General features: G+C 50.3%; 12 protein-coding genes. 9 read left to right on the forward strand and 3 right to left on the reverse strand.

Annotated features, from left to right (window positions below; genetic code table 11):
* Window positions 1-9: 9 nt before the first annotated feature.
* Window positions 10-177: a hypothetical protein gene (locus HNV11_RS08910; protein ID WP_171739328.1), complete on the reverse strand. Its 168-nt coding sequence runs from the start codon at window positions 175-177 to the stop codon at window positions 10-12.
* 98 nt (window positions 178-275) lie between these two features.
* Here HNV11_RS08910 and HNV11_RS08915 point away from each other — a divergent pair, with 98 nt between their 5' ends.
* A complete protein-coding gene (locus HNV11_RS08915; protein ID WP_171739329.1) occupies window positions 276-2,804 on the forward strand; it encodes a DUF5686 and carboxypeptidase-like regulatory domain-containing protein in 2,529 nt (842 codons plus the stop codon).
* Between the two features lie 19 nt (window positions 2,805-2,823).
* Here the strand turns inward: HNV11_RS08915 and pgmB are convergent, their stop codons facing one another.
* On the reverse strand, window positions 2,824-3,486 hold the full coding sequence (pgmB, locus tag HNV11_RS08920; protein ID WP_171739330.1) for a beta-phosphoglucomutase: 663 nt from the start codon (window positions 3,484-3,486) through the stop codon (window positions 2,824-2,826).
* 1,306 nt (window positions 3,487-4,792) lie between these two features.
* On the opposite strand from pgmB, the gene HNV11_RS08925 reads away from it, so the two are divergent.
* The 4 genes from HNV11_RS08925 to arr all read left to right on the forward strand — a co-directional run bounded on the left by HNV11_RS08925 (window position 4,793) and on the right by arr (window position 8,100).
* Window positions 4,793-5,551, forward strand: a complete 759-nt coding sequence (locus HNV11_RS08925; RefSeq protein WP_171739331.1) for an SDR family NAD(P)-dependent oxidoreductase — start codon at window positions 4,793-4,795, stop codon at window positions 5,549-5,551.
* Between the two features lie 79 nt (window positions 5,552-5,630).
* Window positions 5,631-6,500, forward strand: coding sequence for a helix-turn-helix domain-containing protein (locus HNV11_RS08930; protein WP_240163873.1), 870 nt, complete (start codon window positions 5,631-5,633; stop codon window positions 6,498-6,500).
* 225 nt (window positions 6,501-6,725) lie between these two features.
* Window positions 6,726-7,148 carry a hypothetical protein gene (locus HNV11_RS08935; RefSeq protein WP_171739333.1) on the forward strand — a complete coding sequence of 141 codons (423 nt, stop codon included), beginning with the start codon at window positions 6,726-6,728 and terminating at the stop codon, window positions 7,146-7,148.
* A 526-nt stretch (window positions 7,149-7,674) separates the two neighbouring features.
* Window positions 7,675-8,100, forward strand: coding sequence for an NAD(+)--rifampin ADP-ribosyltransferase (arr, locus tag HNV11_RS24205; RefSeq protein WP_205402764.1), 426 nt, complete (start codon window positions 7,675-7,677; stop codon window positions 8,098-8,100).
* 172 nt (window positions 8,101-8,272) lie between these two features.
* Here arr and HNV11_RS08945 read toward each other — a convergent pair whose 3' ends face one another.
* Window positions 8,273-10,147 (reverse strand): glycoside hydrolase family 13 protein, encoded by a 1,875-nt coding sequence (locus HNV11_RS08945; RefSeq protein ID WP_171739335.1) that lies wholly within the window; start codon window positions 10,145-10,147, stop codon window positions 8,273-8,275.
* 151 nt (window positions 10,148-10,298) lie between these two features.
* Between HNV11_RS08945 and HNV11_RS08950 the strand changes: the two genes are divergently transcribed.
* The 4 genes from HNV11_RS08950 (at window position 10,299) to HNV11_RS08965 (ending at window position 15,868) form a co-directional block, all read left to right on the forward strand.
* Window positions 10,299-12,041: an alpha-amylase family protein gene (locus HNV11_RS08950; protein WP_240163874.1), complete on the forward strand. Its 1,743-nt coding sequence runs from the start codon at window positions 10,299-10,301 to the stop codon at window positions 12,039-12,041.
* Window positions 12,042-12,102: 61 nt separating this feature from the next.
* Window positions 12,103-12,978 carry an N-acetylmuramoyl-L-alanine amidase-like domain-containing protein gene (locus tag HNV11_RS08955; RefSeq protein WP_171739336.1) on the forward strand — a complete coding sequence of 292 codons (876 nt, stop codon included), beginning with the start codon at window positions 12,103-12,105 and terminating at the stop codon, window positions 12,976-12,978.
* A gap of 86 nt (window positions 12,979-13,064) precedes the next feature.
* Window positions 13,065-13,436: a hypothetical protein gene (locus HNV11_RS08960; RefSeq protein WP_171739337.1), complete on the forward strand. Its 372-nt coding sequence runs from the start codon at window positions 13,065-13,067 to the stop codon at window positions 13,434-13,436.
* Window positions 13,437-13,660: 224 nt separating this feature from the next.
* A complete protein-coding gene (locus HNV11_RS08965; RefSeq protein ID WP_171739338.1) occupies window positions 13,661-15,868 on the forward strand; it encodes a bifunctional alpha,alpha-trehalose-phosphate synthase (UDP-forming)/trehalose-phosphatase in 2,208 nt (735 codons plus the stop codon).
* Window positions 15,869-15,876: the final 8 nt, after the last annotated feature.

Below are 15,876 nucleotides of genomic sequence, written 5' to 3' on the forward strand. Positions count from 1 at the left end.
CAGTCGTCTTTACCTGAACTCTTTTCCTGAGCCCGATGGCCCCGTGATTCGCTCCGGAGTCGTCGGGCTTTTATACGGGTTATCCTGCAACGAACCCCGGCCCACCAGCGTACCAGTAAACAGGAAGCCCGTCTGACCGCCTTTACGGAATCTTTTCCGCCCGACTAACCCGTTCATCACCCAAAGTCGCTATTTCGTCGAAAATTTCTTTATTTAGTAAACCCTGTTGACTACTTTCGAGTTGAGCATTATGTTGAATGCATACCTGAATTTTAATGAAGCATTTTTTACGGATCGCCCTAGCGGTTAGTGTTCTATTGATCGGGTGGGGGCCGTCGACAACGAATGCCCAGACGACGATCAATGGGCGCGTAACCGATGCGGCTACCGGCGAGGGGATTCCGTTTGCCAGTATTGCCGTAAAAGGAACAACGGCGGGCACGACCTCCAATGCCGATGGCCGCTATTCGCTCCGATTAACCCAGACGGCCGACTCGCTCCAGGTGCTTAGCCTCGGTTACGCTACCCGTTCGTATGCCATTCTTCGCCAGCCCAGCCAGACCATCGACGCGCAATTAACCTCAACGGCTACCAGTCTTCAGGAGGTGAAAATTTACGCCAAAGGGGGCGATCCTGCCTACCGGATTCTACGCGAAACGGTACGTCGGCGGGACCAGTTCGACCCGGCCCGGCTTCTGGCCTACGAATACGAGAGCTATACCAAAATTGAAGGCTATATAAACAACTTCGGTGGTAAGCGGAAAAACAACCGCCGACCGGGACCAATCAGCCGGTTGCTGGGTAAGCTGCCGGCCATTACGGATGAAAACGGCCAGCCCGCCGTGCCCGTCTTTATCTCTGAAACGTTCTCGAATGTCTATGCGCGCAGCAACCCCGACAAAATAAAGGAACGGGTGATGAAGTCGCACGTAACGGGTGTGGGCGTCAGCGATGGCGGCCTGATTGCCCAACTGACAGGCGCTTCGTTTCAGCAGTATAATTTTTATCGCAACTCGCTTTACGTCCTGCGGAAAGACATTCCCTCGCCAGTGGGCAGCCAGTGGGAAACGGTCTATACATTCCGCCTGAAGGACACGGTTGCGCTCGGTGAGGCTGTCTGCTACGAAATCGAGTTCGAGCCTAATCGCGCTACCGATCTGGCCTTTGCCGGAACGGTCTGGGTCGATACGCTGCAACTGGCTTTGGCTCAGATTGACGCGCGGGTTGACAAGCGTGCCAATATCAATTTCGTGGACGAACTGCACATTGAGCAGGAGTGGAGCGCGACGGCGTCGGGCCTGCGCTTTCCAACGCAGACGCAGGTCACGATTGATACCGACGAACCGGCTCCCCATGCACCGGGCGCGCTGATCCGCTTTTTCGCGACGGCCCGCCACATTACCGAAAACAGGCCTAAGGAGACCGGCTTTTATGATCCGGCGATCGAACTGGACGATGACTACCGGAATGCCGACGCGACCTTCTGGCAGCGCGTTCGACCCGATTCACTCTCGGCCGACGAGTGGCGGGCCATGCGGGTAGTTGATTCGGTACGTAACGTGCCGCTCGTGAAGGTGACCGGCGAGATTATCAAACTGGGCGTACTGGGCTACAAGCCGTTGGGCAATCTGCATCTGGACCTCGGGCCGCTACTGTATTCCTATGCCTATAACTCGGTGGAGGGAAATCGCTTCCGGCTGGGTCTGCGCACCAACACGGGCTTCAGCCGAAAATGGCTGCTGAGCGGTTATCTGGCCTATGGCACCCGCGATCAGGCATTCAAATACAGCGCCAACATCGAATATATCCTGCACCGGAAACCCTGGACCGTTCTGGGCGTCCGGCGAAGTTATGATCTGGAGCGAATAGGTATCTCCACCGACAATATTGGGGATAACTCTCTGTTTGCGGCCTATTCCCGCTTTGGAACGATCCGCCGGCCGTATTTTCAGGAGGATAACCTGCTGTATTTCCGGCGCGAGCTGGGGCGGGGATTCACCCAGACGCTGGCGTTACGTAACCGGACGTTTGAGCCGCAGTTTCCGTTTGCGTTCCGGCCGCAGCTTCAGGATAACGACCAGACCATTCGCAGCGGCTACCGCGTAACCGAGCTGATCTCCGAGACGCGCTTCGCCCCCGACGAGGTAATGCTTCAGAACGACAACCTGCGGGTAAGCGCCGGGGCCACCCGCAAGCCTATTTTTACACTCCGGTATACGGCTGGCGTACGGGAGGTGCTGGGCGGAGATTTTGCCTACCACCGCGTGGCGTTGAACATGAAACATTCGTTCCGGATGGGCGTGCTGGGTCGGACATACTATACGATTGGGGGAGGAATCATTCCGTCGACAGTACCGTATCCGCTGCTATACACACCCCTCGGCAACGAGTCGATCTTTTACGTCGGCAACGCCTACAACCTGATGAACTACTTCGAGTTTGTCTGCGACCGCTGGGCAACGGTTCAGTTCGAGCATAACTTTGGCGGACTGCTGTTCAATCGATTGCCGGTGCTGCGGCAATTGAAATGGCGCGAACTGGTTACGGCGCAGGTGCTGGTCGGCAGCGTTTCGCAGGCGAACCTGGCCACCATTCCGGCGCTCGATGCGCAGGGGCGTTCGGTCGAGGGTTTCAATTCCCTCAACCGAACGCCGTATATTGAGCTGGGTTACGGTATCGACAATATCTTCAAAGTTCTACGCGTAGATGCCATTCACCGGCTTACGTACCGCGACAACCTCGGCCGGACAGGGGTTCCCGTAACGCCATTTGCCATCAAGATATCGGGCTGGCTATCCTTCTAATAGACTGGGCTTGCGGGGCTTAGCTGACAGCCTGCGCCCGGTCTAAGACTTCCTGAACGCTCAGGTGTTCCAGGGAGGGCGCAACCAGATCAGCCTGGGTAAGAACATCCGGCGAGCCCAGACCAACCACAAACATACCGCCCCGTCGGCCAGCTTCTACGCCCGCAACGGCATCTTCAAACACCACACATTCGGCCGGACTGACGCCCAATTCGGCCGCGCCTTTGGTAAACACTTCCGGGTCAGGCTTGCCTTTGCTGATTTTGGTACCATCGATGATGGCATCGAAGGTATCGCTCAGCCCGATCCGTTCCAGAATCAGGGGCGCATTCTTACTGACCGAGCCGATGGCCGTCAACAGATTAGCCTTGCGGACCTGCGAAAAGAAGTTCGCTACGCCCGGCAGAATGTCTTCCGGCGTCATGCGGCTGACCAGTTCCAGGTACCACTGGTTTTTCTGCGCGGCCAGCTGCGTTTTTTCTTCGTCGGGTAAGGTCAGGCCACCGTGTTCGAGAATAATATCCAGGGAATCGGTCCGGCTGACGCCCTTGAGCCGTTCGTTAAACTCCTCCGAAATATCGAAGCCCAGCTCATTGGCGAGCCGTTTCCAGGCCTGGTAGTGATAGATAGCGGTATCGACAATGACACCGTCGAGGTCAAACAGAAAAGCAGTAATAGGCATGTGGCTTCAGGTTGTCGAAGCCACAAAAATAAAGGATTTCATCGGGTACTGCCTATCAGGCCGGTTCTCTCTAAGGATTTTCGACTCCTAATCGAAACTGCACGATAATGCCAGGTTCGCATTATGTATTGAAATCAGGGCCACACTACAAAAATACGAAAGACGCATGTTGTATTGCCGCTTGTGAAACAAGCCTGGAATAATTAGCTGCGCTCATGATAAGTTAGTTAAAATCAATTAGTTGGCTTCTTTGCTGATTGGCCTCTTAAGATTTTAGTATAATTGCTACATTTATAGATATTAACTGCCAAGGTTCATATATGTACGAGTTAGCGGTCAGCTTAGAACCACCTTTCACACATCAAAATGATATTTTATTATACAGCATGAGGAACGTTTGACAAAGATTACGAAGAAGACGTTATATCTTGGGGAAAATACCTTCAGTGGAGCAAGTTGACACATTTGTCTGAACTTGTTTTAGTTGACAGTATGCTGAATGAAATTTTGGTTGACCCAGGCCGAGACAAGGGAGACGATTGGGATTATATGGTTATTGGATAGAATCTCATGAAACAGGCTTTTATAAAACGCTGGACTATGTTCTTCGACATGTGGAGCCAAGAGAAAGGCTTAACCTATTGCTGCTGTCGTTGAACCTGACCAAGACTGTACTAATGTATCTCTTGAAAATTTTGCCTTTCTCAGCTACGATTTATTGGGTAAAGATTATATTGTTAGCGCACTAAGTAATTACGGTGGTTTTGATGAAACGTTTTCACCCGCTGACTTGAACAATTTCGGATTAATTGATAGGTACGAAAAAGCATTCGAAACCAAACACCGGCTGGTTGAGAATAAGCTAGGCGAGTATCATGCAGACATTCGTGTTATTGCCATCTGGCGACACAAGACAATTGGACGGCGAAAACCTAACGTTCAAACATCAAAATAAAAGCCGAGCCGCTAACAGCGGTTTGGCGTTATGGCGGGGCGACCCAACGCAGCATCAGCTATAGCAATTCTATTCAGTATCAGTTCCAGCGTGACGGAACGCAGTTGACCAGCAGAAATAAGTATTAAACTTTATACCTTTAATCGGCTTTGGTTCGGGGCGTGACGTAACACAGAGTACCCCAAGCCGCCAACTATTAGTGATAATGGCATAATGGCATTCTATATCAACCATAATTCTGACTTTACTGATGATACTTTTATGAGTTAAGCTACAACAATCTTAGACATGGATACATCTACCCGTTGGGAATGAAGGAATTTTGTGCCATAATTTTAAACAAATAAAAAAATGGGTACAAAAAATAAAATCGCTATTGTTACAGGTGGCAGCAGAGGAATGGGCAGGGATATGGTTTTGAACCTGGCTAAAAAAGGCTCCAACATCATCTTTACCTATCATAGTAATAAAACAGCGGCACACAGCCTAATTGCCGAAGTAAAGGCATTGGGACAATCTGCAATTGCTTTAAAATTAGATGTAAGTAATCTTAGCACATTTGATACTTATGTTGAGCAAGTGAAACAACATTTAGAGCAGGAAGGAGTAACAAACTTTGACTATCTGGTAAACAATGCGGGAACAGGTATGTTTCAGTTTTTTGCTACCACTACCGAAAGCCAGTTTGACGAAATGCTGAATGTGCATTTTAAGGGTGTGTTTTTCCTTACACAAAAATTATTACCAATAATGAATGATGGGGGAAGAATTGTAAATATTTCAACTGGGCTTACAAGGTCAACTGTTCCAGGTGTTTCCGCCTATGCATGCATGAAAGGTGCTGTAGAAGTGCTCACAAAATATTTGGCGAAAGAATTGGGTGGGAGAAAAATCACTATCAACACGGTCGCACCCGGTCCAATTGCTACAGATTTTGGCGGTGGTGGTAATAAGAACCCTGAAGTTCAAAAAAGTTTTGTAAGCATAACTGCTTTAGGTAGAGTTGGCGTACCTGAAGATGTTGGTGCTACAGTTGCTTATTTATGCAGCGATGAAGCTGGTTGGATAACTGGGCAGCGAATAGAGATTTCTGGCGGAATGGCTCTATAATTATTAATTGTAAAATTGCGCAGATGCTATTTTAATGGCAATAAAAAGAATAAAATCAATAGGGGAATATCTCAGGCTTATGAATTCATCTAAGCCTGAGCATCCTTTGATTTGTGTGATTGATTATTCACAATCTACATTTCCTGAATATACAGAAGAATGTAGTTTTGTGTTTGACTTTTATTCCATTATTTTAAAGAGAAATATGGGATATAAATTTCATTACGGGCAAACCACTTATGATTTTGATGAAGGTGTAATGTCGTTTGTAGCGCCTGGGCAGGTGATTCGTATAGAGAACAGCCATGTAGAAAACCGTAAGTGCAATGGGTATATTTTACTTTTTCACCCTGACTTTCTATGGGAACATTCTTTACATAAAAACATAACTCAGCTGGACTATTTTGGTTACAGTGTGAATGAAGCCTTGTTTCTTTCTGACAAAGAAGAAAAAAGTATTATCCAAATATTTAAAAACATTCAACAGGAGTATCACAGCAACATAGACCGATTTAGTCACGACATTATTATTACCCAAATAGAGTTATTACTAAAATACAGTGATCGTTTTTATCATCGTCAATTTCTTACAAGGCGAAAACCAAGTAATCAGTTGCTGACTAAAGTAGAGGATTACTTAAATGAATATTTTGCCAATGATGATTTACTGACTGAAAAAGGCATACCAACTGTACAGCAAGTTGCGGAAGCTGTGTTTGTATCGCCCAATTATTTAAGCACCTTGTTAAAATCTTTAATTGGCAAGAATACACAAACGCTGATACAAGAAAAATTACTTGAGAAAGCCAAACAGAAGCTATCTACTACGCAACTTACTGTAAGTGAAATTGCCTACCAATTGGGTTTTGAGCATAGCCAAAGTTTCAGTAAGTTTTTTAAGGGCAAGTTAAATCAGTCGCCTATTAAATACAGGCAATCGTTTAACTGACAGAAATCGGAAAAGCCACTATCAATAACATCGGTTTTGCGATATTGGGGTTGCTGTACTAAATCTGAGTATTGAAATTCTATTGAGCATTTGTACTTTGAATTTCCCAACATTGCACAGTCACAAACCGTTAGCGTCAACTCTCCTCGCTTTAATGCCAATGGAGCCTTATTCTATAAGAAAATGTTCGCCTAAGCAACTTTGTCTCTATTTTAAAATTAATGTATGAAGATCGATCTCAGTTTCAGCCAGCGAATCTTTCTGGTATTTGTATGTTTTGCAATAGCTGTCATTGCTTTTATGATAAAGTTACCTTCGTATTTTCGATCTATCGATAAAGAAATGCATGCAAGTTTTTACTTTATGGCAGCCGCATTTTTAAATGTTTTATTTGTAAAGATAAATTTTTTTAAACATGTGATGGTATTCATTGTACTTTACCTGTTCGGCATGGCAATAGAGTACGGGCAGGCATACTCCAATAAATTCTTCCGTAGTCGAATACACGGACGCTTTGATCCTGAGGATATTCATTGGAATCTAAAGGGCTTGATCGCTTTTTCACTGCTTTGGCTTATTTGTACGGGTGTTACATTGATTTACAACAAAGTCAAATTAAAAAATGATACATACAGTTCAAATGCCTGATAACGATTATCAAATTCTATTTTAAAAAGAAGACAACCTAATTGGCACTGCCGCTAATAGAGCGTTAGCTTGCTATTGTCAGGCCGTCAGGTGGGAGGAATAGGTTTTTTGCACATCTAGCAGCTTTTGCAATCGCTAACTCAAATAGCTTCTATGGTTAAGCGACTAAAATCTGATTACGCTAATTGACAGACAACCTAATCCGAAAATGGAATTCGACCCTAACAATCCTGTCGTTAAACTCTGTGTTCAAGGTATGGACATGGAAGCAAATGGCAAGCCTGAAGAAGCAAGCCGATTGTTTCTTCAGGCCTGGAATGAAGCGACCAATGACTTTGAAAAATATATTGCTGCTTATTATGTCGCCCGGCATCAGGCGAATGTTTCCGACAAGTTAAACTGGCTCGAAACAGCTTTGCAGGCCGCGCTGAAACTAAATAACGAGGCCATCAAGGGCGCATTTTCGTCTTTGTATGCAAACATTGCTAAATGCTTTGAGGAACTGGGCGACCTTGAAAACGCAAAAATGAATCATGATTTAGCAGGTTCATCCACGGTTGAGCCGTCTGACAAAGGCCCTTTTTATCACGGTACGAAAGCCGATCTGCAGGTTGGGGATTTTCTGACAGCCGGATACAAATCTAATTACAAGTCGGAACTCACCATGAATCACATTTATTTCACTGCTCTGGTAAACGGTGCGGGACTTGCTGCGGCATTGGCTACTGGTGATGGACAGGAGCGTGTTTATGTAGTTGAACCGACAGGGAGCTTTGAAAATGACCCCAACGTTACCAATAAAAAATTTCCGGGCAATCCAACACGTTCCTATCGCACCCGAGCACCCCTGAAAATCATTGGTGAAGTCACAGATTGGGTAAGACAAACACCGGAGCAACTTCAGCAATGGCGTGAAAAGTTAGCCAGTAATAAAGGAGAAATTATCAATTAATTACCGGGTATACTGAATGGGTTGCTCTTTGCTTTTGTCGGTCACCGAGTACAGAATTCGCTTGAAAAGAAGAGGAACTGAAATAAAATCAGCGAAGGTTGGTTTTGCCACAAAAACAGCTACGGGGCTCCCACAACATACCGGACATGGGAGCCCCGTTACGTCTATCCGTTTATTTCATTAACTCCAGCACCAGCGCTGTTTTGGCGGGGAGTTTTACCAGTTTCAGGTCGTTCAGCGTAGCGTCGGTCAAGATATTGCGGGCAGAGGTAAAGCCGTTCATCCGCTCGGCGAACCGACTCGTATCGAGCGAAATTTCCTTATCATTGGTATTAGTGGCGACCATAACTGTCTTGTTGCCATCATAGCGGAAATAGACGTACGTGCCGTCCTGCGGCAGGAACTGCATCAGTTTGCCTGTATGCAGGGTCGGCGTGGAGCGACGGTAGTTAGCCAGTTTCCGCACGTATTGAAAAGCTTCATTTTCGCGGCTTGAGCGTCCGGAGGCCTCAAACTTGTTTTCTCGGTCGCCGACGAAACCGCCTGGAAAATCACGTCGCACTTCGGCATCCGAGGGGTCTTTGAAGTTCTTCATCAGAATCTCCGTACCGTAATACATCGACGGAATGCCGCGCGTGGTGAGCAGCCACGTCAGACCGATTCTGTACTTATCCAGATCATCGCCGATGACCGACAGATAGCGGTCGGTGTCGTGGTTGTCGAGGAAGGTTACCAGTTTGTTGGGGTCCTGATAAACGGCATCCTGCGCCAGCGCCTGATAAAACCGGTTTACGCCATCATCCCAGCTGAATTTCTGCTTCAACGCGTCAAGCATGGAGGCATACAAGACAAAATCCAGTCCGCCCGGCTGGTTCGACTTGAACGGAAAGTTGATGTTGTTCCGCGTGTAATACGCCTGATCGACTACATTGTTCACCCACGACTCGCCGAAGATGTGAATCTTTGGGTACTCCTCCAGCAAAGCCGCGTTGCAGCGGTTCATGAACGGCTGATCGTTGTACATATAGGTATCCACGCGCCAGGCATCGACGCCAAAGTTCTCGACTGTCCAAAGAGCGTGCTGAATCAGAAAATTCGCTACGTATGGATTGCTCTGGTTGAGGTCGGGCAGGTGGGGAACGAACCAGCCGTCGAGCGTAACGCGCCGGTCAATCTCGGCTCCGTGCGGGTCGGTGATGGGCTGGTATTTATACGAGGTGTTGGTATAAGTCGGCCATTGGTGGAGCCAGCTCTTCATGGGCAGGTCTTTCAGAATCCAGTGATTGATGCCGACGTGGTTGTAAACGGCATCTTGCACCACTTTCATCCCGGCCGCATGCGCTTTTTTGACGAAGTCGACGTAAGCGTCGTTACCGCCCAGTCGCCGGTCAATGGCATAATGGTCCGTAAAGCCGTACCCGTGATAAGCCGAGCGCATGGCCCCGCCCTCATTGGTAAGCGGCTGGTTGTTTTCGAGTACGGGTGTGAGCCAGATGGCTGTTACGCCGAGGTCTTTCAGATAATCGAGGTGCTGCACTACCCCGGCGAGGTCGCCCCCGTGCCGGTAGTAAGGGTTAGCCCGGTCGGCGTTGGGGTCGGCCATGTCCGCAAATTTATCGTTGCCTGGATCACCGTTGGCGAAGCGGTCGGGCATGGCCAGATAAATAAAATCGGCCGCCGTTACGCCCAGACCTTTGGGTGATCTGTCGCGGGCTCTCAGCTCAAACGGCTGGGTGAGCGTCTGATTGCCGCGCTTACCCGTAATTCGGACTAGGCCGGGTTTGGCCGATGGCGCAATAGTCAGATCAAGAAAAGCATAGTTTGGATTTTCGACTGTATGCGCTTTAACGAGCTTTACGCCGGGGTAATTGAGCGAATACGTCAGCGTACCGGCATTGGGACCGTAAATAAGCAATTGCAGGTTCGGGTTTTTCATGCCTACCCACCAGTTCGTTGGGTTCACGCGCTGAATCTGGGCATTCTGCGCAAAGGCGAGCTGACAGACTGTGATAAGAAGAATGAACAGGTAAAGACTGGGTCTTTTCATAAAATAGGACGTTAATACTGGCCTATAGGCCGGAGGACTCCTGTGGACAAATTATTGGGACGCGAAAAATAAACAGGGATTTAGGGCAAAATGGCTATATTTTTGCACTTACCAATGACATAATCACCGTAACCTGTATTTGTTCAAACCTATGAATACGATGTCCGTTGTTCCAGTAATGGACAAACTAATCATTTACCAAATCTTCACCCGGCTGTTTGGCAACCAGAACACTACCAATCGTCCGAACGGTACCCGCGATGAGAATGGCGTTGGCAAATTTAACGACATTAATGAGCGGGCGTTGCAGGCCATTCGGGATTTGGGTGCCTCGCACGTCTGGTATACGGGCGTTCTGGAACACGCCACTCAGACCGATTATTCAGCCTTCGGAATTCAGCCCGACGATCCAGCCGTAGTCAAAGGGCGGGCCGGGTCGCCCTATGCGGTGAAAGACTATTTCGACGTGGACCCCGACCTGGCCGTCAGCGTGCCCGACCGCATGACGGAGTTTGAAGACCTGGTGCAGCGCACCCACGCGCATGGCCTGAAGGTCGTCATTGACTTTGTACCCAATCACGTTGCCCGGCAGTATAAGTCCGATGTGAAACCGGCTGGTGTAATCGATCTGGGCGAACAGGAAGATCCGTCGGTCCGTTTCTCGCCGAACAACAATTTTTACTACCTGCCGGGCGAAACATTCATTTCGCCGGAGAGTGCTGACGACAGCGTAACAGCCCGCGATGAATCAGTATACTGGGGAACCCTGAATGAATGTCCGGCCAAAGTGACCGGCAGCGGCTCCATTACGGCTACCCCCGACGTCAACGACTGGTACGAAACCGTTAAGCTCAACTACGGCATCAATGTATTCGATGGCAGCCGGCATTTCCAGCCGACGCCCGCTACCTGGCAGCAGATGCTCGACATTCTGTTGTTCTGGGCCGACAAAGGCGTTGACGGTTTCCGCTGTGATATGGCGCAGATGGTGCCGGTTGAGTTCTGGCAATGGGCCATTGGCCGGGTTAAACAGCGCTATCCACGCCTGATTTTTATCGCTGAAATCTACGAGCCTGGCCTGTACCGCCCGTTTATTTTCCAGGGCGGTTTCGATTATCTCTACGATAAGGTCGGTCTTTACGACGCCCTCCGGCGGCTGATGGAAGGGCAGGGTTCTTGCTACGAACTGACGCGCGTCTGGCAGCAGGAGTCCGGCGATTTTGCCCAGCATATGCTCCGGTTTCTGGAAACGCACGACGAGCAGCGTATTAACTCGCGGTTTTTTACCAACGACCCTTGGGCCGCCGTGCCGGCCATGACCCTGGCAGCCACGATGCATACCGGGCCGTTTCTGCTGTATTTCGGACAGGAGATCGGGGTTCGGGCCGACGGCAGCGAGGGGTTCAGTGGGGACGATGGGCGCACCACCATTTTCGACTATTGGGGACTGACCGACTGGCAGAACTGGGTGAACAAAGGCCGCTACGATGGGGCTAAGCTGAACGACGACCAGCGTCGGCTGCGGGCGTTTTACCAGCGCCTGAACCACCTCGTCAACGGCTCGGATGCCATTCAGAACGGCTTTTTCTATGATCTCCAGTATGCCAACGACAACGGCCAGAGCGCGGGCTACGATGCGCATCAGGTCTTTAGTTACCTGCGGTATACGGATCGTCAGAAACTGCTGATCATCTGTAACTTCTCCCGCCAGGAAACTTCAATCACCGTTCGCATTCCCCATCATGCTTTCGGGGCGATGGGCCTCGACCCAGCGAAGGCCTACCAGCTTACCGACATTTTTATGACGAATACGCAACTCGAAATGGTCGGGCACACGGGTGTTTCGCTGGGGCTGTCCTCCCGCTCGGCGTTAGTGCTGGAAATTAAATCGTAAATTCGTGAAACATTTCGATGCCTCGTTAGTCGTAAGGAGGCATCGAAATCACCATTCACGTATGATAAAACTGTTTACTGCTCTTTTGGTGGTATGTATGGGATCGCGTGCGCAGGCGCAGGAAGCGGCTCCCGCGGATTTTCGTCTGCTGGCGAACGCGGGCGGTAAAACCTCCGCTGAAATGGCCGTTAGCATCGGTAAAAAATTCATCGGCGCTCCCTACGTTTCCCATACGCTCGATACCACCCCAACCGAACAACTGATCGTGAACGTTCGGGAATTTGACTGCACGACTTATCTGGAAACCGTGCTTGCGCTGACGCTGGCCTATCAGGAGGAAGGCAGTCAGGCCAATCCGGTAAGCTTCGACGCGACATTCCGGAGGTATTTGACCCAGCTTCGTTACCGCGACGGCCGGATTAATGGCTACGCCAGTCGCTTACACTATTTCTCGGACTGGCTGCGTAATAACGAGCGGAAAGGTCTGGTGGTGGACGTAACCCGCGATCTGCCGGGCAGTATTTCAGTGGCCAAGCCGGTGTCGTACATGACCTCTTTTCTATACAAGTACCCACCCCTGCGCGACCCGGCGATTTTTCAGCAGATAGCGCAGGCCGAAGCGGCTCTGAGCCAGCAGGCATTCGCCTTTATTCCAAAGAAGAACATTCGGGAGGCTGAAGCCCAGCTCCGCGAGGGCGATATCGTAATGCTGACCGCTGCCCGTCCCGGCCTGGATATGAAGCACGTCGGACTGGCGGTGCGGCAGCCGAATGGCCGGATTCACCTGCTCCATGCTTCGTCCGAGCACGGACAGGTCGTCATTACGCCGTATCCACTAAGCGATTACGTCCTGTGCCACAGGCACCTGTCGGGGATTCGGGTTGCGCGGCTTCGCCCGGATGGTCAGGTTGGTCCGGCCATTGTGCGGGGCGAATAGAAATCCGAGTCTATTGTGCAGTCTGGTCCGAACAAAGCGGGCCTGGTCGGGTTTTCCTAGCACGCAATCACGCAGGAAAACAACCTATGGAATCTATTTATAACTGGCTTCTTCAGAGCATGGGCAATGAAGGGAACTGGTACACCATTCTGAATGTCTACCCGGAAACAACGCCCGGAGAGTCGCGCTATCTGGACGTAATGGCCAGAACAAAAGACTTCGAAATCGTTAATTTTCTGATCTATTCCCCTAAAAACGGCGACGGGTCGGGCGATGAGCCAGATGAACTGAACGGCAGGACGGTGCTGGAAAAAATCATTTTCGCGGACGAGCACCAGGTCTTTGATTTTATAGCGGATAACAAACGGCCGGGGGTTGAGAATCCGCAGCCCCAAGCCGGTATAGAGGTTCTGCTGCTGGAGCCAACTGATGAACAGAGCTTTGAACGCAGACAGTAAAGTGGCTTTCCAGAAGCACCAGCAATGTAATAGCCGAAACGATTGGTTTACGTAAAAAGCCATCCCGTCCGGGGTGGCTTTTTACGTAAACCAAGGGCCGTTGCCTGTGTTTTGGGTTGCGCTAAGTTACATCTCCGTCCTATTTCTGTTTTACTGCCGAACAACTTTAGATAGAATGAGGCCAGACGGCGACTTACTCCGTCTGTGAAGCAATACCCTACGTTATGAAAAACAATCGGCTCATCATTATCTCGTATCGCTTACCGTTTTCGATTCAGGTCCAGAATAAAGTAACGACCGTCAAGCCTTCGTCAGGCGGCCTGGTGACGGCAGTCAAGTCGCTGGATCTGAGTGCCTCATCCCAGAAACCAGTCTGGATTGGCTGCGCCGACTTCACGCAGCGCACCTGGGAAAAACACCGGCACGAGGTCAATGACGATTTTGAGTATGTCCCCGTGTTCCTGGACAAAGCCACCAACAAACATTTTTATAACGGCTTTGCCAACTCGGTGCTCTGGCCGCTGTTTCACTATTTCCCGTCTTACGTGGATTACCACGACGAAGACCTGGCGGCTTATCAGACCGCAAATCAGCAGGTTTGTGAGAAGGTGATGGAGCTGCTTCAGCCCAATGATCTGGTGTGGGTGCATGATTATCATTTCCTGGCCCTGCCCCAGCTGATTCGGGAGCAGGAGCCTAAGGCCACCATTGGGTTCTTTCTGCATATTCCCTTTCCATCCAATGAGTTGCTTCGGTTATTACCCCGACGATGCCGGGACTATTTGCTGACGGGGCTGCTGGGCGCTGACCTGATCGGCTTTCATACGAATGACTACCTGATTCATTTTCTCAAATCCGTTCAGCTGAACCTAGGCTTGCCCCATACGTTAGCGAAGATTTTTAATCAGGATCGGGCGGTACAGTGTCAGGCGTTTCCGATTGGAATCAATTATGGCCTGTATAATGATGGCTATAATCAGCCGGAGGTGATTGAGGAGCGGAGGGCTCTGAAAGAATCGTACCCGGGCAAGATTATCTTCTCGGTCGACCGGCTAGATTACACCAAGGGGGTCATGCAGCGGCTCGACGCGCTGGAAGCTTTCCTGCAGGCACACCCCGAATGGAAAGGCAATCTGGTGTTTATTCTGGTGGTGATTCCGTCGCGCGACGAGATTCAGACGTACTGGGAACGTAAGCAGATGATTGAGCAGGCCGTTGGACGGATCAATGGGAAGTTCGCTACGTTGACCTGGGTGCCGATCGTGTACCGCTATGCGTCACTGAGCTTTCCGCAGCTTCTGGCTTTATACACCGCCTGCGATGTAGCTATGATTACCCCGCTTCGGGACGGAATGAACCTGGTCGCCAAGGAGTTTGTGGCTTCGCGGCAGGATCAGCAGGGCGTTCTGCTGCTGAGTGAGCTGACCGGCGCGGCCAATGAACTGGGCGAAGCCCTGCTGGTTAACCCGCTGGATGAATATGAAGTAGCCGATCAGTTAAACGCAGGGCTGACTATGGCCCCGGAGGAGCAGCAGCGCCGGATTGCCATTATGCAACAGCGAATTGCCGGGTATGACGTAAAGCAGTGGGCCAATGAATTTTTTGAGTCTCTGCTGACCGCCCGGCGAGGTCAGGAAAAAAGCCCGGTCCGGAGCCTGAAAGGAGTCGGCAAGCATAAACTGCTCACGGCTTATGAACAGGCTCAGTCCCGGCTGTTGCTGCTGGACTATGACGGCACACTAGCCGAGTTTGCGAGCAAGCCCGAACTGGCGGCTCCTTCGGCGGAAGTGCTCGAACTGTTACGCGAACTGGCGGCAATACCCCAGAACAAGGTTGTGGTTATCAGCGGGCGGGCGCATGACACCCTCGAAGACTGGCTGTCGGGTTTGCCCATTGACATTGTAGCCGAACACGGAACGTTTATCCGGCAGGAGGGAAGCTGGCGAAGCCCGGTGCTGGACGACGGGAGCTGGAAGGATACTGTACGGCCGCTGATGGCGGATTTCGTGAGTCGGTGCGCGGGGTCATTCATTGAGGAGAAAAGTCATTCGCTGGCCTGGCATTACCGGAACGTCAGCGAGGCTATGGGCTTTGATCGGTCGCGGGAAATGATCACTACGCTGCAGTCGCTGCTGCCCTATCAGCTGCGCGTCATTGACGGGAACAAAGTTGTGGAGGTGAAAAATGCGGATACGGACAAAGGTCGGATGGCGAAGCAGCTGGCCATGGCTTACCCCTACGAGTTTGTGCTGGCCATTGGCGACGACCGAACTGATGAGGATCTGTTTTCTGTCCTGCTGTCGCCCACTCATCACACCATCAAAGTAGGCAGGGGAGCAACCAGCGCCGGCTACCGGCTCGATTCGGTGCCGCAGGTGCTGGCTTTGCTCCACGAACTGGTCAATCATTCCCAACTCGCCAAAACGGAATAGGCCGGCCG

This window comes from Spirosoma taeanense (assembly GCF_013127955.1).
Lineage (GTDB): Bacteria > Bacteroidota > Bacteroidia > Cytophagales > Spirosomataceae > Spirosoma > Spirosoma taeanense.